General features: G+C 69.7%; 23 protein-coding genes. 14 read left to right on the forward strand and 9 right to left on the reverse strand.

Annotated elements, in window-relative coordinates:
* Positions 1 to 215 precede the first annotated feature (215 nt).
* The 6 genes from ACYVIO_RS20895 (at position 216) to ACYVIO_RS20920 (ending at position 4,658) form a co-directional block, all read left to right on the forward strand.
* On the forward strand, positions 216 to 1,280 hold the full coding sequence (locus tag ACYVIO_RS20895) for an ABC transporter substrate-binding protein (protein WP_460652518.1): 1,065 nt from the start codon (positions 216 to 218) through the stop codon (positions 1,278 to 1,280).
* Positions 1,281 to 1,341: 61 nt separating this feature from the next.
* The gene (locus ACYVIO_RS20900; RefSeq protein WP_460652519.1) at positions 1,342 to 2,139 is read left to right on the forward strand and encodes an ABC transporter ATP-binding protein; all 798 of its coding nucleotides are present in this window, start codon (positions 1,342 to 1,344) and stop codon (positions 2,137 to 2,139) included.
* Entirely contained in the window at positions 2,129 to 3,019 is an 891-nt protein-coding gene (locus ACYVIO_RS20905; RefSeq protein WP_460652520.1) for an ABC transporter permease, read from the forward strand. The genes ACYVIO_RS20900 and ACYVIO_RS20905 overlap by 11 nt, the downstream gene beginning before the upstream one ends.
* 62 nt (positions 3,020 to 3,081) lie before the next feature.
* Positions 3,082 to 3,171: a putative leader peptide gene (locus ACYVIO_RS20910; RefSeq protein ID WP_460652521.1), complete on the forward strand. Its 90-nt coding sequence runs from the start codon at positions 3,082 to 3,084 to the stop codon at positions 3,169 to 3,171.
* 55 nt (positions 3,172 to 3,226) lie between these two features.
* A complete protein-coding gene (locus ACYVIO_RS20915) occupies positions 3,227 to 4,117 on the forward strand; it encodes a sulfite exporter TauE/SafE family protein (protein WP_460652522.1) in 891 nt (296 codons plus the stop codon).
* 94 nt (positions 4,118 to 4,211) lie between these two features.
* Positions 4,212 to 4,658, forward strand: a complete 447-nt coding sequence (locus ACYVIO_RS20920; protein ID WP_460652523.1) for a PLD nuclease N-terminal domain-containing protein — start codon at positions 4,212 to 4,214, stop codon at positions 4,656 to 4,658.
* Between the two features lie 1,047 nt (positions 4,659 to 5,705).
* Here the strand turns inward: ACYVIO_RS20920 and ACYVIO_RS20925 are convergent.
* Positions 5,706 to 6,002 (reverse strand): WhiB family transcriptional regulator, encoded by a 297-nt coding sequence (locus tag ACYVIO_RS20925; RefSeq protein WP_077017062.1) that lies wholly within the window; start codon positions 6,000 to 6,002, stop codon positions 5,706 to 5,708.
* 173 nt (positions 6,003 to 6,175) lie between these two features.
* Here ACYVIO_RS20925 and ACYVIO_RS20930 point away from each other — a divergent pair, with 173 nt between their 5' ends.
* Positions 6,176 to 7,135 carry a MerR family transcriptional regulator gene (locus tag ACYVIO_RS20930; RefSeq protein WP_460652524.1) on the forward strand — a complete coding sequence of 320 codons (960 nt, stop codon included), beginning with the start codon at positions 6,176 to 6,178 and terminating at the stop codon, positions 7,133 to 7,135.
* On the opposite strand, the gene crcB (ACYVIO_RS20935) is transcribed toward ACYVIO_RS20930, so the two are convergent.
* From crcB (ACYVIO_RS20935) to ACYVIO_RS20955, 5 genes are all read right to left on the reverse strand, one after another.
* Positions 7,132 to 7,485 carry a fluoride efflux transporter CrcB gene (gene crcB / locus ACYVIO_RS20935; protein WP_460652525.1) on the reverse strand — a complete coding sequence of 118 codons (354 nt, stop codon included), beginning with the start codon at positions 7,483 to 7,485 and terminating at the stop codon, positions 7,132 to 7,134. The two genes, ACYVIO_RS20930 and crcB (ACYVIO_RS20935), sit on opposite strands and share 4 nt — an antisense overlap.
* Entirely contained in the window at positions 7,482 to 7,859 is a 378-nt protein-coding gene (crcB, locus tag ACYVIO_RS20940; protein ID WP_460652526.1) for a fluoride efflux transporter CrcB, read from the reverse strand. Before crcB (ACYVIO_RS20940) ends, crcB (ACYVIO_RS20935) begins: the two co-directional genes overlap by 4 nt.
* Entirely contained in the window at positions 7,856 to 8,404 is a 549-nt protein-coding gene (locus tag ACYVIO_RS20945) for a histidine phosphatase family protein (protein WP_460652527.1), read from the reverse strand. Before ACYVIO_RS20945 ends, crcB (ACYVIO_RS20940) begins: the two co-directional genes overlap by 4 nt.
* 55 nt (positions 8,405 to 8,459) lie before the next feature.
* Positions 8,460 to 9,086, reverse strand: a complete 627-nt coding sequence (locus ACYVIO_RS20950; protein ID WP_460652528.1) for a hypothetical protein — start codon at positions 9,084 to 9,086, stop codon at positions 8,460 to 8,462.
* Between the two features lie 196 nt (positions 9,087 to 9,282).
* Complete coding sequence (locus tag ACYVIO_RS20955; RefSeq protein WP_460652529.1) at positions 9,283 to 9,792, reverse strand: GNAT family N-acetyltransferase; 510 nt, start codon at positions 9,790 to 9,792, stop codon at positions 9,283 to 9,285.
* A gap of 293 nt (positions 9,793 to 10,085) precedes the next feature.
* Here ACYVIO_RS20955 and ACYVIO_RS20960 point away from each other — a divergent pair, with 293 nt between their 5' ends.
* The 3 genes from ACYVIO_RS20960 (at position 10,086) to ACYVIO_RS20970 (ending at position 14,298) form a co-directional block, all read left to right on the forward strand.
* Entirely contained in the window at positions 10,086 to 11,171 is a 1,086-nt protein-coding gene (locus ACYVIO_RS20960; RefSeq protein ID WP_460652530.1) for a 3-deoxy-7-phosphoheptulonate synthase, read from the forward strand.
* 154 nt (positions 11,172 to 11,325) lie between these two features.
* Entirely contained in the window at positions 11,326 to 12,054 is a 729-nt protein-coding gene (locus tag ACYVIO_RS20965) for a hypothetical protein (RefSeq protein ID WP_460652531.1), read from the forward strand.
* Positions 12,055 to 12,222: 168 nt separating this feature from the next.
* Entirely contained in the window at positions 12,223 to 14,298 is a 2,076-nt protein-coding gene (locus ACYVIO_RS20970) for a phosphocholine-specific phospholipase C (protein ID WP_460652532.1), read from the forward strand.
* Here the strand turns inward: ACYVIO_RS20970 and ACYVIO_RS20975 are convergent.
* The gene (locus ACYVIO_RS20975; protein WP_460652533.1) at positions 14,295 to 15,305 is read right to left on the reverse strand and encodes a LacI family DNA-binding transcriptional regulator; all 1,011 of its coding nucleotides are present in this window, start codon (positions 15,303 to 15,305) and stop codon (positions 14,295 to 14,297) included. The genes ACYVIO_RS20970 and ACYVIO_RS20975 overlap by 4 nt on opposite strands.
* A gap of 120 nt (positions 15,306 to 15,425) precedes the next feature.
* On the opposite strand from ACYVIO_RS20975, the gene ACYVIO_RS20980 reads away from it, so the two are divergent.
* From ACYVIO_RS20980 to ACYVIO_RS20995, 4 genes are read left to right on the forward strand one after another with little or no spacing between them, the layout of a single operon-like run.
* A complete protein-coding gene (locus ACYVIO_RS20980) occupies positions 15,426 to 16,433 on the forward strand; it encodes a substrate-binding domain-containing protein (protein ID WP_460652534.1) in 1,008 nt (335 codons plus the stop codon).
* Positions 16,434 to 16,436: 3 nt separating this feature from the next.
* Positions 16,437 to 17,423 carry an ABC transporter permease gene (locus ACYVIO_RS20985; RefSeq protein WP_460652535.1) on the forward strand — a complete coding sequence of 329 codons (987 nt, stop codon included), beginning with the start codon at positions 16,437 to 16,439 and terminating at the stop codon, positions 17,421 to 17,423.
* Positions 17,420 to 18,241, forward strand: a complete 822-nt coding sequence (locus ACYVIO_RS20990) for an ATP-binding cassette domain-containing protein (RefSeq protein WP_460652536.1) — start codon at positions 17,420 to 17,422, stop codon at positions 18,239 to 18,241. The genes ACYVIO_RS20985 and ACYVIO_RS20990 overlap by 4 nt, the downstream gene beginning before the upstream one ends.
* Positions 18,238 to 20,142 (forward strand): GH32 C-terminal domain-containing protein, encoded by a 1,905-nt coding sequence (locus ACYVIO_RS20995; protein WP_460652537.1) that lies wholly within the window; start codon positions 18,238 to 18,240, stop codon positions 20,140 to 20,142. The genes ACYVIO_RS20990 and ACYVIO_RS20995 overlap by 4 nt, the downstream gene beginning before the upstream one ends.
* 8 nt (positions 20,143 to 20,150) lie before the next feature.
* Here ACYVIO_RS20995 and ACYVIO_RS21000 read toward each other — a convergent pair whose 3' ends face one another.
* Positions 20,151 to 20,408 (reverse strand): hypothetical protein, encoded by a 258-nt coding sequence (locus ACYVIO_RS21000; protein WP_460652538.1) that lies wholly within the window; start codon positions 20,406 to 20,408, stop codon positions 20,151 to 20,153.
* Positions 20,409 to 20,429: 21 nt separating this feature from the next.
* A complete protein-coding gene (gene ybaK, locus ACYVIO_RS21005) occupies positions 20,430 to 20,921 on the reverse strand; it encodes a Cys-tRNA(Pro) deacylase (RefSeq protein ID WP_460652539.1) in 492 nt (163 codons plus the stop codon).
* Between the last annotated feature and the right edge of the window lie 48 nt (positions 20,922 to 20,969).

Genomic DNA, 20,969 nt, shown 5'->3' on the forward strand with positions numbered 1-20,969 from the left:
TTGAGTGCTGTGCGGAAGGTCTTCGGAGCCGAGCGCCGCGGTGATAGGTCCGGCCACATGCTGAGTTCGACGTCTCACATGCTGAAAGAAAGCCAAATCGATAGGTTTTCTTTGCTTTCATGGTCGCCAACGCAGGCCGCCCGGTGTCCCCGTGTTAGGTCGTCCGAAGACAGATCGCGATCCGCCCCGGTCGCCCGCACCTGAAGGTCACCACTGTGAGGAACAACTTCCGCCGTACCCGCTTGCTGGCCGCCGCTGTCGCGCTGATGGCCGTCGCCGTCGGCTGCTCCCGCGCCGACAGCAACGAGCAGCCGGTCGCTGCCACCGACAAGGGCCTGGCCGCGGAGCTGCGGCTCGGCTACTTCCCGAACGTCACCCACGCCGCGGCGCTGGTCGGACTCGACCAGAAGCTGTTCACCAAGGAGCTCGGCAGCACCAAGCTGGTGCCGACCAAGTTCAACGCCGGCCCGGAGGCCGTCGGCGCGCTGCTCGGCGGCTCGCTCGACGCGTCCTTCATCGGCTCCGGCCCGGCGATCAACGCCTACGCCAAGTCCAACGGCGAGGCCGTCCGGCTGATCGCCGGTACGACGTCCGGCGGCGCGCAGCTGGTGGTCAAGCCGACCATCACCAAGCCCGAGGACCTGGTCGGCAAGACCGTCGTCACCCCGCAGCTGGGCAACACCCAGGACGTGTCGCTGAAGAAGTGGCTGTCGGAGAAGGGCCTGACCGGCAAGGTCAAGGTCACCAACCTGGAGAACGCGCAGACGCTCGACGCGTTCAAGAAGGGTGACGTCGACGCGGCCTGGCTGCCCGAGCCCTGGTCGTCGCGGCTGGTCCTCGACGCCGGCGCGAAGGTGCTGCTCGACGAGGCCTCGCTGTGGCCCGACGGCAAGTTCCCGACCACCGTGCTGATCGTCCGCACCCAGTTCCTGCAGGAGCACCCGCAGACGGTCAAGGCGCTGCTGACCGGTCTGGTCTCCGCGATCGACTTCAGCACCAAGGACGAGGCCGCCGCGAAGAAGGTCGTCAACGCCCAGCTGCTCGAGCTCACCGGCAAGGCGCTGAAGCCGGCCGTCATCGACCGGGCCTTCGCCAACATCAAGATCACCGCCGACCCGGTCGCGTCGCAGTTCCCGCAGCTGGCCAAGGACCAGGTCACCGCGGCGATCGCGAAGGAGGCGCCGAACGTCTCGGGCTTCGCCGACTTCGGGCCGCTGAACGAGGTGCTGACCAAGGCCGGGCAGCCGACCGTCGACGCCGCCGGCCTGGACACGAAGTAACCGTTTCCAAGGGTTTTCAGGGCACCAAGGGTTTCCGGCAAGGGTTTCCAGGGGGAACACGATGACCGCAACGATCGAGACCAGGCAGGTGGCGCCGGTGGCGACTCCGGTCCGCTTCCATCAGGTCGGCAAGACCTTCGGCCAGGGCAGCAAGGCCGTGGTCGCGCTCGACCAGGTCGACCTCGCGGTCGCGCCGGGGGAGTTCGTCTGCCTGCTCGGCGCGTCCGGCTGCGGCAAGACGACGCTGCTCAACCTGGTGGCCGGTCTCGACCAGCCGACCAGCGGCCGGATCGAGCTGAACTCGTCCCGGCCGGCGGTCGTCTTCCAGGAAGCCGCGCTGATGCCGTGGCTGACCGCCGCGGGCAACATCGAGCTGCCGCTGCGGATGGCCGGCGTCGGCAAGGCGGCCCGGCGCGCCACCGCGGCGGAGCTGCTCGAGCTGGTCCGCCTCGGCGGGGTCGGCGACAAGCGGCCGCACGACCTGTCCGGTGGGATGCGGCAGCGGGTCGCGCTCGCCCGGGCGCTGGCCTCGACGACCGACCACACCGGTACGGGTGCGGGCAAGCCGTCGTTGCTGCTGATGGACGAGCCGTTCTCCGCGCTCGACGCGATCACTCGCGACGTACTGCAGGGTGAGCTGCTGCGGATCTGGCGCGCCACCGGTACGGCGATCCTGTTCGTCACGCACGACGTCCGCGAGGCGGTGCGGCTCGGCCAGCGCGTCGTCCTGCTGTCGTCGCGGCCGGGCCGCGTCGTCCAGGAGTGGAACGTCGACGGGCTCGCCGATGGTGACGAGACCGGTGCCGTGGACGAGGTCAACGCCGCGCTCCGCAAGGTGATCAGCAGCCATGCCGCCTGAGGCCACCCGCGTCCGGCCGGTCGACGCCGGCTCGGTCGAGGCGGGGCTCGACGCGCTCGACACCCCGGTCGACCTGCACCGGGAGACGTTGCTGCGGCGGATCGTCGTACGGGTCCTACCGCCGGTCGGTGCGATCGCCCTGTTCGTGCTCGTCTGGCAACTGCTCTGGGCCGCGGCGTTCTGGCCGGAGTTCAAGCTGCCGGCGCCGGCCGACGTCGGTGCGCAGATCTGGCAGCTGGTCACGTCCGGCGACATCCTCGAGCTGTTCTGGACGTCGGTGCACCGGGCCGTGATCGGGTTCGGGATCTCGCTGCTGATCGCCGTACCGCTGGGTCTGGCGATCGCGAACCTCACCGTCGTCCGGCGCGGCATCGGGCCGCTCGTCTCCGGGCTGCAGAGCCTCCCGTCTGTGGCCTGGGTGCCGGCGGCGATCCTCTGGTTCGGGCTCAACGACCGGGCGATCTACTGGGTCGTCCTGCTCGGCGCCGTACCGTCGATCGCGAACGGGCTGGTGTCCGGTCTGGACCAGGTGCCGCCGATCCTGCCGCGCGTCGGCAAGGCGCTCGGCGCGGGGCGGTGGGGCGGGATCCGGTACATCCTGCTGCCCGCCGCGCTGCCCGGATTCCTCGGCGGGCTCAAGCAGGGCTGGGCGTTCTCGTGGCGGTCGCTGATGGCCGCGGAGCTGATCGCGACCTCGCCTGACCTGGGCGAGGGGCTCGGACAGTACCTGCACAACGCGATGTCGCTGTCGGACATCTCGATGGTGTTCGCGGGAATCCTGCTGATCTTCGTGGTCGGTGTGGGGATCGAGCTGGCCGTGTTCCGGCCGCTGGAGAACTCGGTACTCCGGGCGCGAGGGTTGACCCAGGGGAGGAAATGATCGGGCGTCTCGCCATCTGAAACCCTGGCATCTTGGGTGACTTTGTCTGCTTTCCTTGAAGCATGCAGGTCATCGTCGCGAACGCGCCCGGAGACGCTCTCACGCGTCGCCGGCACGTCGACCTGCTCCGGGTGAACTCCGCCGGCTGTTGATCTTCGACGCACCTCTTCAGCCGCCGTCTCCGTTCCGCCCCAAGGGAGCAGTCCTGTGCGTCGTCTCATCCTCATTGCCCTGCTCGGATCCGTGGCCCAACTGGTCGACGGCACGCTCGGTATGGCGTACGGCGTCACCGCCACCACCGCCCTGCTGATCACCGGCATCACCCCGGCCGTCGCCTCGGCCTCCGTCCACCTGAGCGAGGTCGGGACGACATTGGCGTCCGGGCTGTCGCACTGGCGGTTCGGCAACGTCGACTGGCGCGTGGTCGCGCTGATCGGCGTACCGGGTGGGGTTGGTGCTTTCGCCGGGGCGACGTTCTTGTCGAACCTGTCGACCGAGTCCGCGTCGTTGTGGGTTGCGGCGTTGCTGATTCTGCTCGGGGTCTACATCCTGGCGCGCTTCGCGACCGGGAAGGTTCGGGCGGTGATCCAGGGGCGCGTTGGTGGGCGGTTCCTTGGTCCGCTTGGGCTGGTTGCTGGGTTTGTGGACGCGACCGGTGGTGGTGGGTGGGGGCCGGTCGCCACGTCGGCGCTGCTCGGGAGCGGGAAGCTGGCGCCGCGGAAGACGGTCGGGTCGGTCAACGCCGCCGAGTTCATCGTGTCGGTGGCGGCGAGCCTGGGCTTCCTGTTCGGGCTGGGGAACGAGAACATCCCGTACGAGATCGTCGCCGCGCTGCTGATCGGTGGGGTTGTCGCTGCGCCGCTCGCCGCGTGGCTGGTGTCGCGGCTCGCGACGCAGTGGCTGGGGGTTGGCGTTGGGTTGGTGCTGATCCTCACCAACGCGCGGACGCTGATGAAGGGGCTCGAGATTTCGACCGGGCCGCGGTTCGCCGTGTACGGCGTGCTGGTGGCGCTGTGGGCGGCGGTCGTCGCGTACGGCGTACGGCGGTCTGCCGCGCAGCGCGCCGAGGAGAAGGAACTGGAGACGATCGCGGGCTGATCGTGGCTCGGGCCGGCGGTTCGTTGGCGAGCCGAAAGGAGATCGGCCGCGCCGTCGGGGTCGCGTGCTGGAAAAGGCGCCGTACTGTGGAGGCGTGCGATATCTGCCGTTCCTGATCAGTCTGGCCCTGACCGTCTACGCGCTGTTCTCCTGCATCCAGACGCGTACCGAGGACGTTCCCTACCTGCCCAAGCTGGTGTGGCTCGTCCTGATCGTCTTCGTGCCCTTCGCGGGCCCGATCGTCTGGCTACTGATGTCGCGAAACGCCGGCCGCCCTGAACGCCCGGTCCGCCGGGCTCCCGCCGCCGGCCGCCCGGTAGCGCCCGACGACGACCCGGACTTCCTCGCGACGCTGGAGCGCTTCCGAGACCCCCGCATGGGCGGCTCGGCGCCGCCTCCCCAGGACCCGCCGGCCGAGGACAAGCCCGCCAAGGACAAGCAGTCCAAGGAGAAGCCCCCGAAGGCCCCCAAGGACAAGCCATCCAAGGCCGAGGACACCGGCAAAGAAGCCCCCACCGAATCCGACGACGGCAAACAGTAAGCAGACGTCGGTACGCCCCGCAGGCCGCGCGGCGCCAAAGTCAGCACGTCCACAGGCCTCCAACCCCGCGCCCCCTGAGGCCGCGCCCATGCGGCCGACAACGCCGCGCCCCTTGAGGCCGCTCCGGCCGAAAGCGAAGTGCGAAGGGGAGAGCCCGGTGGGTGCGCGAGGTGAGCGGTGCACGGCCGAGCGGTGCACGAGCCGAGCGGTGCACGAGCCGAGCGGTGCACGAGCCGGCAAGGTGCCGAGCTGACCTGTGGACGAGCCGAGCGGGGAACGCGAGCCGAGCGGTGCACGAGCCGGCAAGGTGCCGAGCTGACCTGTGGACGAGCCGAGCCGGGTACGCGAGCCGAACGGTGCACGAGCCGAGCCGGGTACGCGAGCCGAACGGTGCACGAGCCGAGCCGGGTGCGCGAGGTGAGCGGTGCACGAGCCGAGCGATGCACGAGCCGAGCGGTGCACGAGCCGGCAAGGTGCCGAGCTGACCTGTGGACGAGCCGCGCCGCGCCGCGTGCGCGAGCCGAGCGGTGCGGTGCGCGAGCCGAGCCGGGTACGCGAGCCGAACGGTGCGCGAGCCGGGCGGGGGTGCTGGTTCAGGCCGGCTACTACTTCAGCTGTTTCCGGCCGCAGCGGCCTCAGCCCATGGCGACCTTCTCGGCCGCATCGCCGCCGGCAGTAGCTCAGCAAGTCGGCTAGCAGCGGTGTGCGTGCGGCTACGACCAGCAGGTGAGCGAGTCGGCTGGTAGTTGGTGCTCGTCGTGCTGCCGGCTGCGCTGCCTGGTCACCGTGCGCGGGTGGCCGCCACGTCAGCACCAGCGAGGGTGAGGTTGGCGGGCGGGGTCGGCCAGGTCAGGTAGGGCTCGGAGCCCTTCAAATGCTGGGAATCCCGCGTACCAACCCACCGGTCCTCGGGCGCACGGGTGTACGCCCGAGGAGCTCGGTGCTGGGTGGGTGTTCAACCTCCGGACGAAGAGCTACCGGGGTTGGGTCCGGGGCCGGAGCAGGCCGGCGCCGGAAGGGTCGGGGTGGATCGTCACCCGGCGGCCGTCAGGCGGACTTCCTGTGCTCGGCGAGGACGACGTTGTTGTCCCGCTCGGATTCCGTGGTCCCGCCCCAGACGCCGTACGGCTCTCCGACGGAGAGTGCGTGCTGACGGCACTCGGGCTGGACCGGGCAGGTACCGCAGAGTGACTTCGCCACCATCTCGCGCGCGCGTTTGCGGACGCCACGCTCCGATTCGGGGGAGAAGAACAGCTCCGGGTTGACGTCGCGGCAAGCGGCTTGCGACTGCCAGTCCCACAGATCCATGAGCGGGCGGGGTAGGCGAGGCATCCCTCTCGACATGGCAACCTCCTTGACTCACCGTGAGCGCGGACGGGCGCTCGGTGAAAACTATGCTCAACTCATGCGTAGTTCAACCCTTGTCGTCTCGAACTTCGGTCGATTCGTTATCGGCCCTTGGCGAATTCGGCCGCATTTCCCCCGAATCGGGAGTTGAAACAGGCATGATGAACGCCGTGCGACCCGCCTCCGAGACCCTCACCGTCGGGGCCGCCGCACGTCGTCTGGGCATCGCCGCACCAACGCTGCGGAGTTGGGAACGCCGGTACGGATTGAGCCCGAGCGCCCGCAGTACAGGCGGTCACCGCCGGTACGACGCGGAGGACCTGGCCCGGTTGAGGGCGATGTTGCGGCTGGTCGACCAGGGGGTGCCGACGGCCGAAGCCGCGGCGGAGGTTCGTGACCGTAGCTACCCGGTGTCGTCACCGGCTGTGACATCCGCCACGTCGGTTGCCACCGGCCCGGAGAAGGCTGCCGCGGCAACTTTCCAGCCGCCCGCGAGGGCCCGGCGCGAGCCGTCGAAGCCGCCGGCGGACCTGTTCTCGCTGGCGAACGCGATGGACGGCGAGCGGCTCACCCACGAAGTTGCCCGCAGCCTCGACCGGTCGGGCGCTGTCGAGGCCTGGACGAGCCGGCTGATGCCGCTGCTCGTCGAGGTCGGCGACCAGTGGGAGCGGACCGGCGCCTGCGTCGAGGTCGAGCACCTGGCGTCGGACGCGGTCGCGGGCGGCCTGAGGTACCACACGCGCCGCGCGGTCGAGCGGAACCGGCCCGACGACGAGGAGCGTCCCGTCGTACTGGCGTGCCTCGAGCGCGAGGACCACGCGCTTCCCCTGCTCGCCCTCGCGGCCGCGCTGGCCGAGCGAGGGGTGAAGGTCCGGACGCTGGGCGCCGCGACTCCGGTGGCGTCGCTGTCGACGGCGGTCAGCCGGATCAGGCCGGCCGCGGTGTTCGTGTGGTCGAGCGCGCCGGAGACGGCCGACCTGGCCGCCCTGGGGACGCTGGTCCGCACGCGGCCGTCGTACGCGGTGGTGATCGGTGGGCCTGGTTGGCAGGCGGTCGGCAAGCCGACGGGTTGGGTGAACTCGCTGTCGGATGCGGTGAACGCGCTCGTCAAAGCGGTCCGCCCGGGCTAGGTGATCGTCGCGCCGAGGATTGCGGCGGCGAGGCCCAGTCCGAGGTTGAGTACGGCGTTGAGGACCGCGCCGGCGCGGTTGCCGCTGCGGGCGAGTTGCAGGGTTTCGGCGGAGAACGTGCTGTACGTCGTGAACGCGCCGCAGAAGCCGACGCCGACCAGCAGCGTGGTCGTGTGGTCCGTGACGCCGGTCAGCAGGCCGAGGACGAAGCTGCCGAGCACGTTGACCGTCAGCGTCCCCCACGGGAACGGCCTCGCGCCGTGCAGGATCCGCGCGACGACGTACCGGTCGGTGAGAAACCTGAGCGGTGCTCCGACCGCCGCGCCGACGGCGACGAGCAGGAGATTCATCGGGCCACCCGATCTCCGGCCCAGACCGCGACCATCGCGGCGGCCAGCGTCCCGAAGAAGTAGACCAGGGCAACCACCGCGTGATCAGGCAACAACCGATCGGTGTCCACGGCAAACGTCGAGAACGTCGTGAACCCACCCAGTACGCCGGTCCCGATGAAGGGCCGGAGCAACGGATGTGTTTGCGGGGTGATCCGAGCCAGCAGTACGCCGATGAGAAAACACCCGACGACGTTGGTCACGAAGGTCGCCCACGGAAACGCACCCAGCTGATGAGGCCAAACCTCAGCCAGCCCGTACCGAGCCAACGACCCGACCACGCCCCCTGCAGCGATCACCACCAGAGTCCGCCCGAGCCCGACCTCTGCACTCACGTGTTGTCGGTCGGGTCGTAGCGGTAGCACTCGTGGACGCCGTGGGCGATGTCCTTGGTGCCGGTGAGGGCCCGGATGACCATCGCGTGGGTGATCGCGAGGACCGGGCCGTCGGTGCTCGCGGTGTGGCGGGCGAGGGCGGCGCGGGCTCGTTCGCGGACGGCGGACAGCGGCTCCCACGGGCGCGGGATGCCGTCGGGCCACTCGCCGCCGTACTCGTCGAGCTCCGCCTGAGCAGCCCGTACGTCGGCGACGCCGCGCCACGTCCCGGTGCTGTTCGGCAGCCAGTCGCGCAGTTCGTAGTCGACCTTCACACCGAGCGCGAGCCGGTGCCCGATGATCGACGCGCTCTGCAGGGCGCGGGTGAACGGCGAGCTGATCAGGTACGTCGCACCGATGCCGCTGAGCAGGTCGGCGACTGCCTCGGCCTGCTTGACGCCCTCGGTGCTCAGCGGCGCCGAGTCGGCGGCCATGCCGGGCCAGCCGCGGCCCTCCACCGGTTCGTAGTCCGGTGCCCCGTGCCGCACCAGGTAGATCTGGATCACGAGCCTGTTCTACCTGACTCGGCAGCTTTTCGTCGCGCCTCGCGTGGTGTCGCCCTCATCGCAGATGCCGCGCGCCGGCCCAGCCGCGCACGTGCCCGCCCGACAGCGGATCCGTTGGGCCACCCGGAGGCCGCACCGAGTGCTGTACGCCGAACAGCTCGTCCAGCGCGGCCTGATCGTCAGCATCGGTCCCGTCGAACTCGCCCGGCGCGGACCCGTCGCCGGAGGCGGTGCCGTCGTCGAGGGGAGCCGGGTAGTCGAGCCCCGCAAGCCGGGGCAGGATGGTTGGCCCGTCGAGCGGCGATGAGGCCATGCCCTCCGTCGGCGTACTGCCGTCGACCTCGTCGACGGCCGACGGGTAAGCGGGCGGAGGCGGGTTGTGGAAGTCCTGGAGAGGTCTGGCGCCGCGTTTCCCCAGTGGGGGCCTGGTGTCGAGCTGCGGTGGCTCCAGCGGCGGAGAGGGCTCCGTCCAGCCCTCCAGCCAGTGGACCTCCGTCGCGCCGTGGTGGCCGTGGACGGCGAGTACCGAGTCGAGGTCGGGCCAGACCGCCGTCGCGGGATTGTTGCCTCGCCACCGCAATGCCACCGAACCGTCCGTGAACACACACCCCTCGGCGACCACACCGGTCCCCGAGACACCGCTGAGGTCACGGTGCCGAACGAGCTCGAACGTCCGCGGCATCACCAGCCCGCTCCGCGCCGGTACCCGCCGTGCCGAACCAGACCCCCGAGCGGACTCGCCACCGTACTTCGACCCCTTAGATGCCTCGACATGTTGTTGCGACCCTCAACGACCCACCTCCCACCCCGGTTACTGATGGGACAGCTGGGTCTCACCCGCTGGCCGCATTCGTCTCAGTCGGTACGGCGTCCGTGGGTCAGCGGGTCGGGCGGCGCATGAAGACCCGGGCGGCCGGGTCCAGGCCGATCTCGCTCTCCTCCGCGCGGAGCCTCAGCAAACCCGGCGTCAGTTCGTCCTCGGGCAGCATCCGGAAGCCCAGGCTCGCGTAGTACGGCGCGTTCCAGGCGACCTCGCGGAAGGTGCTCAACGTCAGCGCCGGGAGGGAGTTCTCCGACGCCCAGCGGTCGGCGGTGTCGATCAGGGCGCGGCCGAGGCCTTGGCGCTGGTGGTCGGGGTGGACGGTGACCTGCTCGATGTGGGCGGCGCCGTCGACGACCTTCACGAGGATGTAGCCGATCGGCTGGTCCGCGGTCCCGGCGGCCACCCAGGCGCGGCCGGCTCGCTGGTAGGTGCGGAGGACGTGCAGCGGCGGCGGCGCGTGGTCGGCGATGTCGGTCATGCCGATCGCGCGGAACAGTTCACCGCCCGCGGTCTCGAGCGCTTGCAGGAGCGGAAGTTCGCCAGGTGCGGCGAGTCTGATGGGCACTCCAGGAGACAACCACGCCTCGCCTCACCCGCGCCACGGGATTCGCGAGCGGCGTTCCGGCGTACGGACGTCTCGACGGACCGCAAACGGCAAGTGCTACGCTCTGTCATGTGAAGCGTTGCTATTGGCAGTTTTTTGAGTGGCCGGCCCTGGTGCCGGGCGACTCAGCCAATCGCTGACGCCCCGACGCAACACCCAGAGCCGGCTCGAGGCAAGGACATCCGTCCTTGCCTTTTCTCATGTCAGCCGGCGCTGGCTTCGGGTTCGGTCGCCGGCGGAAAGGTCTCCCCGTGATGAACACCCAGCCGCTGCAGGCAGGTCCGTCCCCGGTCGTCGATCGCCGGATCGAGAAGACGGTCCCGCTCGTCACGCCGCAGGCGCTGCACGACGAGCTGCCGCTGACCGACGACCTCGCCAAGACCGTCGTCGCCGGGCGTGACGCCGTGGCCGACGTGCTGAACGGCGTCGACGACCGCCTGCTGGTCGTCGTCGGGCCGTGCTCGGTGCACGACGCCGACGCGGCGCTCGAGTACGCCGAACGCCTGCGCCCGGTCGCCGAGCGGCTGTCCGACGGCCTGCTCGTGGTGATGCGCGTGTACTTCGAGAAGCCGCGCTCCACGCTGGGCTGGAAGGGCCTGATCAACGACCCGGGCCTCGACGGTTCCGGCGACGTGAACTCCGGGCTCCGGATCGCGCGCAAGCTGCTGCTCGAGGTGCTCGCGCAGGGGCTGCCGGTCGGGTGCGAGTTCCTCGACCCGATCACGCCGCAGTACATCGCGGACACCGTCGGCTGGGGCGCGATCGGCGCGCGGACCGTCGAGTCGCAGGTGCACCGGCAGCTGTCGTCCGGCCTGTCGATGCCGATCGGCATGAAGAACCGCCCCGACGGAAGCATCGCGACCGCGGTCGACGCGATCAAGGCAGCCGCCGTACCGCATGTTTTCACCGGTATCGCGCACGACGGTACGCCGGCGATCCTGCACACGCGGGGGAACCCGGACTGCCACCTGGTGCTGCGTGGTTCGGACGGTGGGCCGAACTACGACGCCGAGTCCGTCGCCGGCGCGCAGGAGTTGCTGCGCAACGCCGGTCTGCCTGAGCGCGTGGTGATCGACGCGAGCCACGGGAACTCCCGCAAGGACCACCGCCGCCAGCCGCAGGTCGCCGCCGAGATCGGTGAGCAGATCGCCGCCGGCAACAAGGCGGTCGTCGGCGTGATGCTGGAGTCGTTCCTGGTCGAGGGCCGCCAGAACCTGGAGCCGGGCCACGAGCTGACGTACGGCCAGTCCATCACGGACGCCTGCCTGGGCTGGGACACGACGGAGCAGGTGCTCGAAGGCCTCCGCGACGCCGTACTGGCCAGGCGCCGGGCGAGCTGACCCACACGGCCGGTGCGGCGGGCTGGTCGCCGTACCGGGCCCGGCCGATCGCCCTGCGACGCGCCGTACGGATGATTCACGCAACTTCTCCGGTGCTACTCGCATCGAGAGGGTTGATGGCAACGATGCCGTCGAACTCTGGAGGGGAACCACTGTGCGGATCACGAAGAAGGCAGTAGCGGGAATTGCGGCGCTGGCGTTGGCCGGAGGCGGGGGCGTTCTCGTCATGTCGTCGGCGGACGCGGCGCAGTCGGCGCCGCAGCCGTCGGCTCCTGGGGCGCGTGACGCGGGGGGATCGATCCCGAACACCAAGGGTGCCGTCACCAACTGGAACCTCGGCAAGGGCAGCGTGTACGGCGACAACCTCGGCCCGGGCATGGTCCAGTGGTTCACGACCGTCTACAACGGCTCGGTTCACGAGATCGGCCTCGACGCGAACCTGAAGAACCAGCTCGGCAACGGCAAGGGCACCAGCGCGACGTTCGCGGCGAAGGCGATCGAGAAGATCGGCGGCTCGTTCGCCACCAACAAGACCGTCGTCGGCGAGCTGAAGCTGCCGGGCGCCGGCATCTACCTGGTCAACACCCAGGCGAAGTTCGACCGCAAGGACCTCGGGTCGACCGGCTACGAGACGCCGACCACCGAGACGTACCCGAGCCTCGTCGTCCGGTACGACGGTGACAAGGACGCCGGCACGATCATGGGCAGCCCGGTCTCCAAGGCCGGCTTCGTCGAGCTGACCGGTTCGAGCACCGCTACGGTCACGGTCACCGGCCCGACCACGCTCAACATCTACGGCTTCGGCTACAACGAGGACCGCAGCGCCTTCGGCGGGGGCCAGATCACGGTCGCCGGACAGGCCACCGCCGTCAAGATCGGCTGACAAAGCCGCCACGAGCGTTGACGGTGGCCCGTGCTAGGCGCCCACCGTCAACGCTTCGTGGTGCCCCCGGGCCCGTCCGCCTGGGGGTGCGGCAACCGGACGGGTGATCTTCACGGAGGGGACGCGAAGCGTTCACCCAGGCCGAAAATCCGGCTCTAATCTGCAGGTATGACTGAGATCTCCCGCCGTCTCGTGCTCGGATCCGCGGCCGGTGGCGCGGCGCTGTCGCTGCTGCCGCCGTCGTTGCACAGCGCGATGGCGCAACCGTTGCGCAAGGGTGGCCTGAAGGCCGTCGAGCACGTGATCGTGCTGATGCAGGAGAACCGTTCGTTCGACCACTACTACGGCACGCTGCGCGGCGTCCGCGGGTACGGCGACCGCCGGCCGTTGCGGCTGCGGAACGGCAAGTCGGTGTTCCACCAGCCGGTCGCCGGTGGTGGTGAGGTGCTGCCGTTCTCGGTGCGTGAGGCCGCCGCCGCCGAGGGGCGCGATCCGGGCGACATCCAGTACCTCGGCGCGCTCGCGCACGGGTTCACCGACGCGACCCAGGCCTGGGGCAACGGCTGGAACGACGACTGGGTCGCCGCCAAGACGTCGGCCACGATGACCCACTACGAGCGCCGCGACATCCCGCTGCAGTACGAGCTGGCCGAGACCTTCACGATCTGCGACGCCTACCACTGCTCGGTCAACGGCTCGACCAACCCGAACCGGAACTACCTGTGGTCCGGCACGACGGGCTACGAGCCCGGTACGGCGAACCGCGCGGTCACCAACGCGGCGTACGACTACGCGCACGCGGGCTACGACTGGACGGCGTACCCGGAACGCCTGGAGAAGGCCGGCGTCTCCTGGCAGATCTACCAGGAGTGGGACAACTTCACCGACAACGCGGTCGAGTACTTCACGACGTTCAAGGAGATCGGCCGCCGGATCCTCGCGAACGTGCCGGATGGGTACCGGACGACCGAGGAGTTCTACGACAAGCTCTTCGCCAAGACGCCGGAGGAGCGGGCGACGGCGCTGCAGCAGCTCGACGCGGCGGTGAAGAAGCTGTCGAAGAAGGAGCAGACGCTGTTCCGCAAGGCGATGTTCCGGTCCGAGCCGGAGTCGCTGGTGCCGCGGCTGCGGGCCGACCTCAAGGCCGGGACGCTGCCGCAGGTGAGCTGGCTGGTGCCGTCGGCGGTCGACTCCGAGCACCCGGGCTCGTCGACGCCGGTCGGCAGCGCGAACCTCGTGTACGACGTGCTCGACGCGATCGCGGAGGACCCCGAGGTCTGGTCGAAGACCGTGCTGCTGATCAACTTCGACGAGAACGACGGGTACTTCGACCACGTGCCGCCGCCGGTGGCGCCGCGGCCGGCGTCCGGCAACGACGACGACTGGTTCAACGGCAAGCCGATCGGGCTCGGCCCGCGGGTGCCGATGACGGTGGTGTCGCCGTGGACGATCGGCGGGCACGTGAACTCGCAGGTGTTCGACCACACGTCGGTGATCCGCTTCCTGGAGACGTGGACCGGGGTCCGCGAGCCGAACATCAGCAGCTGGCGCCGGACGGCGTGCGGCGACCTGACGTCGGCGTTCGACTTCGATCGGGGCTATCGGCAACCATCGGTCGACAAGCCGGGCGTGGTGCCGGCGCCGATCGCGCGATGGAAGCCGACGCCGCCGGTGGACCAGGCGCTGCCGTTGCAGGAGCCCGGTCGTCGGCCGGCGCGTGCGCTGCCGTACCAACCGTCGGTCTCTGGTGCAGTCGTCAACGGCGTACTCAAGCTGCGGTTGGAGAACGAGGGCGACGTCGCCGCGCACTTCGCCGTCTACCCGTACGCCGGTGAGCTTGCGGCGCCCGAGCACCTGGATGTCCGCACGGTGAAGGCGTTGCCGATCGAGGTCGACGGGCCGTTCGAGCTGGCCGTCCAGGGCCCGAACCGCTTCTGGGTCGAGCTCGCCGGCACCACCGAGGGCGTCGCGGCCGGGCTCGATGTCCGCCTGGAGATCAAGCACGGCGACGTACGCCTGGAGCTCGAGAACCACAGCAGCAAGCCGCTCACGGTCAAGCTGAAGTCGAAGGGCTACGGCCGCCACAACCTCACCCAGCCCTTGCGCGGCAAGCAGTCGAGAACGTTGCCCTGGCCAACCGACAAGGGCTGGTACGACGTCGAGCTCACCGTCGTCGAAGACCCCACCTACCGCCGCCGCCTCACCGGCCACACCGAGACCGGCCACCCCAGCGTGACGGGCTAGTTCTTCGGCGTGCAGCCGCAGGACTGGCGGTGCATGATCTCGGCGGGGAGCCGGACGGTTTGTGGCGGTGCGGCGGGATCGTGCATGCGGCGGAGGAGGAGTTGGACGGCTCGGGCGCCGATGGCGGTGGAGGGCTGGGCGACGGTGGTGAGGCCTGGGCTGAAGAGGTCGGCCCAGGCGAAGTCGTCGAAGGCTGCTACCGCCAGATCTCGGGGGACCTTGATGCCGGCGGCCTTGAGGGCCGCGAGGGTGCCGATGGTCATGTTGTTGTTGGCGGCGAAGACCGCGGTCGGGGGATCGGGGAGGTCGAGCAGGGCGAAGGTGGCTTTGCGGCCTCCTTCGCTGGTGGAGGAGCCGTCGATGATCAGCGCGGGGTCGACCGGGAGGTCGGCGCGCTGGTGGGCCAGGTGGTAGCCGCGGAGGCGTTCGGCGCTGGTGGAGAGGCCGGGGATGCCGGCGACCAGGCCTATGCGATGGTGGCCGACTGAGATCAGGTGGTCGACGACGGCTGCGGTGGAGGCCTCGTTCTCCACGCCCACCTGGTCGACGCGGAGCTCGGGATCGATGCGGTCGACCACGACGTACGGGATCGGACGGTCGCGCAGCAAGGGCAGTGTGAGGTCGCGCCAGCCGTCGGCGGGCGCGATGACGAGGCCCTCGATGTGGTGGGCGAGCAGGTTCGCGACGGCGACCGACTCGCGCCGGGCGTCGTCGCGGGTGTCGACGATGATCAGGTTGAGCCCGGCGCGGGTGGCCTCGCCGTCGATGCCCTGGATGAGTTCGACCCAGTACGGGTTGGACGCCGCCGTGAGTGCGAGGCCGATGGTCTGGTTGGAGCCGGCCGACAGCGAGCGCGCGATCGGGTGGTGCTGGTAGCCGAGGACGCGCATGGCGCGGAGCACCCGTTCGCGGGTCTGCGGCGCGACCAGGCGGGTGCCGTTGACGACGTGGGAGACCGTGCTGACCGACACGTCGGCGGCCCGGGCGACCTCGGTCATCGTGACCATCGGTCGAATCGTCGTCGCTCAGCGTGCTTTGCGCAAGGCTTTGCGCAAAGCCTGCGACCAGTGCGCGGACAGGTCTAGCTTCGCGATTCAAACCGCCTGCTCCGATCCCCTGGAGGGCCGATGTCCCGCTCCAGCACGCTCCTCGCCTGCCTGGTCGTCCCCACTCTGCTAGCCGCCACAGCCTGTACGGCGACCAAGTCCGGCAGCGACTCCGGAGGCGACAGCTCCGGGCCGGTCAAGATCGGCCTGGTCACCAAGACCGACACCAACCCGTACTTCGTCAAGCTCCGCGAGTCGGCCAAGGCGCACGCGGCGACCAAGAACGCCGAGGTGATCGCGGTGGCCGGCAAGTTCGACGGCGACAACGAGGGCCAGGTCGCCGCGATCGAGAACCTGGTCCAGCAAGGCGTCAAGGGCATCCTGATCACGCCGAGCAACTCCACCGGCATTCTCGGCGCGCTCAAGCAGGCCAAGGAGAAGGGCGTTCTGGTGATCGCCCTCGACACCGAGACCGACCCGAAGGAAGCCGTCGACGCGACGTACGCGACGAACAACGTCACCGCCGGCGAACTGCAGGGCAAGTACGTGAAGGCCACGCTCGGTCAGACGCCGCCGAAGCTCCTGCTGATGGACGGTACGCCGGGAGGAACCGTCGACGAGCAACGCCACCGCGGATTCCTGCAGGGCATGGGCCTGAAGGACGGCGCCCCGGAGATCCTCGGCGCGGCGCCGACCAACGGCGACCAGAACAAGGCGCAGGCCGCGATGGAGAACCTGCTCCAGCGCGACGCGTCCGTGAACGCCGTGTACACGCTGAACGAGCCGGCCGCGCGCGGTGCGGTGGCGGCGCTGACGGCGAAGGGGCTGGCCGGGAAGGTCGCGGTCGGGTCGATCGACGGCGGGTGTCAGGGCGTCGCCGACGTGAAGGCCGGCAAGTACCTGGCGACGGTGATGCAGTTCCCGAAGAAGATGGCCGAGCAGGGCGTCGACGCGGTCGTTGCCTTCAGCAAGGACGGTACGAAGCCGAGCGGGTTCCAGGACACCGGCGCGCAGTTGATCACCGACAAGCCGCTGCCGGGCCTGGACAGCAAGGACACCGCGTGGGGCGCCCAGAACTGCTGGGGGTGACCGATGACCACCTCGAGTGTGGGTCGGCTCCGAGCCCGCCCAGCTGAAGCCTTCCTGCACAATCCCGCCCTCGGTCCGCTCGGCGCGCTGGTCGTCGCGATCATCGTGTTCTCGTTGACCACCAGTACGTTCCTGTCCGTCGACAACCTCTCGCTCGTCGTCCAGCAGTCGCTCGTGGTCGCGACGCTCGCGCTCGGCCAGACGCTGATCGTGCTGACCAGCGGGATCGACCTGGCGAACGCCGCGATCATGGTGCTCGGCACGATGCTGTTCGCCCGGCTGGTGACCGAGGGGAGCAGCCCTGTTCTCGCGCTGATCGTCGGGTTCGTCGTCTGCGCGCTGCTCGGCGGCGTCTCCGGCGGCCTGGTGACGTGGCTCAACCTGCCGCCGTTCATCGTGACGCTCGGCATGCTGACCGTCGTACTCGCGGCCGGGCGGTTGTACTCGCAGGGCAACTCATGGCCGGTCACCGACCCGGTCCTGGGCGTGCTCGGCGAGGGCGGCTACCTGTTCGGCCAGATCCGGGTGACGCACGGGATGACGCTGGCCGTCGTCATGTTCGTCGTGGTCTGGTACGCCCTGACGCAGACGTCGTGGGGCAAGCATGTGTATGCCCTGGGCAACGATCCGGAGGCGGCCCGGCTGACCGGGATCCACGTCGGCCGGACCCGGTTCAGCGTGTACCTGATCGCCGGCGTGATCTACGCGTTCGCCGCCTGGCAGGCGCTCGGCCGGATCCCGAACGCGGACCCGAACGCGTTCCAGACCGGCAACCTGGACAGCATCACCGCGGTCGTGATCGGCGGCACCAGCCTGTTCGGCGGTCGGGGCAGCGTGCTCGGCACGATCGTCGGAGCGCTGATCGTCGCCGTCCTGCGCAGCGGCCTGACCCAGGCCGGGATCGACAGCCTGTACCAGGACGTCGCGACCGGCGTACTGGTGATCGCCGCCGTCGCCTTCGACCAGCTCGCCCGCCGGAGGTCCCGATGACAACCCCAGCACTCCAGGCCCGCGGACTCGTGAAGCGGTACGGCCGGGTGACCGCGATCGACGGCGCCGATTTCGACCTGTACGCCGGGGAGGTGCTCGCCGTCGTCGGCGACAACGGCGCCGGCAAGTCGAGCCTGATCAAGGCGCTGTCCGGCGCGCTGGTCCCGGACGAGGGCACGATCCTGCTCGACGGCGAGGAGACCCGGTTCCACTCGCCGCTCGACGCGCGCCGGGCCGGGATCGAGACCGTGCACCAGACGCTCGCGCTCGCGCCGGCGATGGACATCGCGACCAACCTCTTCCTGGGCCGGGAACTGCGCCGGCCGGGACCGCTCGGCGGCGTACTGCGGTTGCTCGACAAGCCGACGATGCGGCGCCAGGCGCAGGAGCAGCTGGATGCCCTCGGCATCGAGACCGTGCAGCACATCGGGCAGATCGTCGAGACCCTGTCGGGCGGTCAGCGACAGGCCGTCGCGGTGGCCCGGGCGGCGATGTTCGGCAACCGGATGGTGATCATGGACGAGCCGACGGCCGCGCTCGGCGTGAAGGAGTCGCGGCTGGTGCTCGACCTGATCCGGCGGATCCGCGACCGCGGGCTGCCGGTGGTGCTGATCAGCCACGACATGCCGCAGGTGTTCGAGCTGGCGGACCGGATCCACATTCATCGGCTCGGGCGGCGGGCGGCCGTCGTACGGCCTGATGACGCGTCGATGAGTCAGGTGGTGTCGCTGATGACCGGCGCGTTGCGGATCGGCGATCCGGACGCGCCACCGGATGTCGCGGAGGTCCCGGTCGAGGTCGGCGGAGGTGAGCGGTGATCGTCAAGGCGGTCGCGTTGGCGGCCGCCATCCTCGGAGTCGTGAGCGGCAGCGTGGTGCCGGAGCCGGAGTTCCCGTACCCAGTGACGAACTACCAGGAGGACAACCGCGGCCAGTTCCACTTCAGCTCGCGCGGCGGCTGGATGAACGACGTGAACGCGCCGCTGTACTACCGCGGCGTGTATCACCTGTACTACCAGCACAATCCGCACGGTCTCGCGTGGGACACGATGCACTGGGGACACGCGACCAGCACCGATCTCGTGCACTGGCAGCAGAAGCCGATCGCGCTCGAGCCGGGCGTGCATCCGGGCGATCTGTGGTCCGGTGGTGGGGTCGTCGACACCCGCAACGTGACCGGGCTGAAGGCCGGCGACGACGATCCGATCGTCGTGTACTCGGGCACGAACGGCGTCACGGTCTTCTACAGCCTGGATGGCGGCAACACCTTCAAGACGTTTGCCGACGGCAAGAAGGTGGTGGTGCCGCCGGCCAAGACCAGCCGCGATCCGAAGGTGTTCTGGGACCCGGACTCGCAGCGCTGGGGGATGGTCGTCTGGACCGACCAGGGTGGCAATGGCGCCGACTTCTACACGTCGGCGAACCTGCTCGACTGGACGTTCGCTTCGCGGTACCAGGCGGACTGGCTGTTCGAGTGCCCGGACATGGTGCGGATGCCGTACGAGGGTGGGCACCGGTGGGTGCTGAGCGACGGCAGCGGCGAGTACGTCGTCGGAAAGTTTGCCGGAGGCACCTTCACGACCGATCAGCCGGTCCCGCAGAAGATCAACCAGACCGACACGTACGCCGGGGCCGGCTACTACGCGGCGCTGACGTTCGGGAACCTGCCGACGGACCGGGTCGTGTCGATGGCCTGGCAGGGGCAGAACCAGGGCACGATCTGGACCGGCAACGCAAGCTTCCCGGTCGAGCAGCGGCTGCGGTCGATCGGTGGTCAGCCGCAGGTGGTGAGCACGCCGGTGCCGGAGATCGCCGGGCTGCGATCGGGGACACAGTCGTGGGTCGGGCGGACGCTGGACAAGGATTCCGCGAAGCGGTTGCTGGCCGGCGTACAGGCGGACACGTACGAGCTCGAGGCGTCGGTCGACGTACGGCAGGCGCGGTCGATCGGGTTCCGGTTGCACACGAGTCCGGACGGGTGGTCGGACCGCGATGTCGTGTACGACGTTGCCGCGGGCACGCTTGACGGTGTGCCGCTGCGGGCTGAAGGTGGCCGGGTGAAGCTGCGGCTGCTGGTGGATCGCGGGCAGCTGGAGGTGTTCGGGAACGACGGCGAGGTCTACCAGAGCCGGAACGTGAACTTCGACAGCCTGCCGGGTGGCGACGGAGTCGAACTGGTTGTCGACGGCAAGGTTCGGCTGGAGTCGCTGAAGCTCCACGAGCTGTCCTCGATCTGGAAGCAGCCGGGCGAGTCGACGCTGAAGACGAACATCGCGGGGGACTGGTACCCGGCGTCAGGGAACTGGACGGATGCGACGGGTGGGAAGCAGGGCCAGGCATCTGGTGATGCGTTCTACCTGAGCAAGGCGACCGGCTCGGACTTCACGCTGGAGGGTGATGTCCGGCTGGTGTCCGGTACGGCGGCGGCGCTGACGTTCCGGGCGTCGAAGGACGCGAGCCGGCACTACACGGTGAACATCGACGCGGACGCGGGAGTGGTGAAGCTCTGGCGGCCGGGGCGGGACATCGCGACCTTCCCGACGCCGATCGAGCGGAACCGGACGTACCACCTGAAGGTGAAGGCCGCGGGCTCGCAGTTCACGGTCTGGCTGGACGGGCAGCAGGTGATCTCGGCGAGCGACGGTGAGATCGCGTCCGGGCAGTTCGGGCTGAACGTGTTCCGCGGGACGGCGGTGCTGCAGAACATCACGCGGAGCTGATCGGAACGTCAGGCGAAGTTGGGCGGGCCCTCGAGCCGGCGCTGGATCTCCTCGATGTCCTCGCGGGAGAGCTGGCCGAGGATCCGCGCCGCCGAGACGACCGCGAGGGTGTTGTCCTGGTCGGCCGGTTCGGGATCGGTCTTCTCGTCCTCGAACGGCCAGGACGCGACCGCGGACAGCATCTCCTCGCGCCCGACGAAGCCGGCGGCGTACAGCTCGAGGAAGCCGCGCAACGACGGTGTGGTCTCGATGTTCGGTTCGTCCATGCCGGCAGGCTCCTCGTCTGGTCAGCGGGCGATCGGCGCGGTCAAGGCGGCGGTGACGGTGATCAGGTCGGCCGGGGCCAGACCGATGTCGAGCCCCCGGCGGCCGCCGGAGACGTAGACCGTGTCGTGCCCGGTCGCGGTGGTGTCGACGACGGTCGGCAGGCGGCGCTTCTGGCCGATCGGGCTGATCCCCCCGACGACGTACCCGGTGGTCCGCTCGGCGGCGGCCGGGTCGGCCATCGTTGCCTTCTTCCCGTCGAGCGCGGCGGCGACGGCCTTCAGGTCGAGCTGCTGGTCGACCGGTACGACGCCGACCGCGAGCTTGCCATCGACGTCGACGAGCAGGGTCTTGAAGACCTGCGCGGTCTTCAGGCCGAGTGCCTCGGCGGCCTCCAGCCCGTACGACTTCGCGGCGGGGTCGTGCTCGTAGGTGTGCGTGCTGAAGCTGATCCCGGCCTTGGTCAGCGCGACCGTCGCCGGGGTGCCCACCGAACTCTGCTTGCTCTTCGCCACTGTCCGAGCCTAAGCCCCAGCGGGCTGTTACCGGTGGATCAGGGGAAG

This window comes from Kribbella endophytica, assembly GCF_054781295.1.